The sequence below is a fragment of the Vitreimonas flagellata genome (assembly GCF_004634425.1).
Lineage (GTDB): Bacteria > Pseudomonadota > Alphaproteobacteria > Caulobacterales > Aquidulcibacteraceae > Vitreimonas > Vitreimonas flagellata.
In genome coordinates, this window is sequence record NZ_SBJL01000012.1 from 1 (window position 1) to 1,565 (window position 1,565).

Annotated in this window: 1 protein-coding gene; it reads left to right on the forward strand. The window is 60.4% G+C overall.

The features are described from left to right. Positions 1 to 76: 76 nt before the first annotated feature. Positions 77 to 1,456 (forward strand): transposase, encoded by a 1,380-nt coding sequence (locus EPJ54_RS19610; RefSeq protein WP_135213471.1) that lies wholly within the window; start codon positions 77 to 79, stop codon positions 1,454 to 1,456. The last annotated feature ends 109 nt before the right edge of the window (positions 1,457 to 1,565 follow it).

The following is a 1,565-nucleotide window of genomic DNA, read 5'->3' on the forward strand; positions in this document are numbered from 1 at the left end:
GCCAATTTTGTTGAAAAAGTCGATGCGCATTTCAGCGAACGCTGATTCCCTTGCGTTGTGAGCAAGGGAGGCGGCGATGATGGGAGAGAAATCGGGCGCGCAGGGCCAGCTGTTCTATCAGTTCAACCTCGATGAAGTGGTTCCTGGCGATCACATGCTGCGTAAGATCGATGCGGTGCTCGATTTGTCCGATCTGCGAGCGCAACTCGCGCCGTACTACTCGCACATTGGCCGCCCTTCGATTGATCCAGAGCTGATGATCCGGATGCTCCTCATCGGCTATTGCTACGGCATCCGCTCCGAGCGGCGCTTGTGCGAGGAGGTCTCGCTCAATCTCGCCTATCGCTGGTTTTGCCGGCTCGGCATTGAGGATGCTGTTCCCGATCACTCGACCTTCTCCAAGACCCGCCACGGCCGCTTTCGCGACGCCGACACTCTACGAAAGGTGTTCGAAACGACGGTCAGGACCTGCATGGACAAAGGCCTCGTCGGGGGCGAAGGCTTTGCAACCGACGCCAGCATCATCCGCGCCGACGCCAACCGACAAAATCACATCGATGGCGGCGACGATCACGATTGGACCGGCGGCGCCGGCGGCAGCCGCCCAAGCCGTGCGGTGAGCGAATATCTCAAAGGCCTCGATCGCGAAGCCGCGCCGCCAAAAGAGATTTCCCTCTCTGATCCTGCGTCACGACTGACCGCAGCGGTCGGTAGACCCGCCTTCTTCGGCTGGTGCACGAATTACCTGATCGATGTGAAGCACGCCGTGATCATGGACGTTGAAGCGACGCCGGCGTTGCGCACGGCGGAAGTCAACGCAACCAAGGCGATGATCAATCGCGTGGAGCGCCGTTTTGGCGCTAAGCCAAGGCGGCTCATCGGCGACACCGCCTATGGCACAGCCGAAATGCTTGCCTGGATGGTCGACCAGAAGAACATCGAGCCGCACGTGCCGGTGTGGGAGAAGGGTGAGCGCGAAGATGGGATCTTCAGCCGATCCGATTTCGCGTACGACGCTGAAACCAACAGCCTCACCTGCCCAAATGGCAAACGGCTCCTCCAATTTCGGCGCGCCTATCAGACAGAGCGTAGCGGCGTCACCAAGGCCAACACTCGCCTCTATCGCGCCAGCAAGCACGATTGCGACGTGTGCGGCCTGAAGCAACAATGTTGTCCAGGACAGCCGATGCGCAAAGTCACGCGCAGCGTCCACGAAGCTGCCCGCGATGTGGCGCGCGCCATCAACGCCAGTCCCGAATTTCAGCAATCACGTCGCGAGAGAAAGAAGGTCGAGATGTTGTTTGCTCACTTGAAGCGCATCATGAAGCTCGACCGTCTGCGCTTACGTGGCCCATCGGGCGCGCACGATGAATTTACCCTCGCAGCAGCCGCGCAGAACTTGAGGAAACTCGCAAAGGTGCTCTTCGCGCCGCCCCCGATAGCGGCCTCAGCCTAGGGCGAGCACGCACTACCGGGCGGCGCGAGCCGCCGGGCGATGAACTTCGACGAAAGCCTCCGACACAACAGGAGGGGCCGAAGACCTCTCGGACTTTTTCAACAGCATC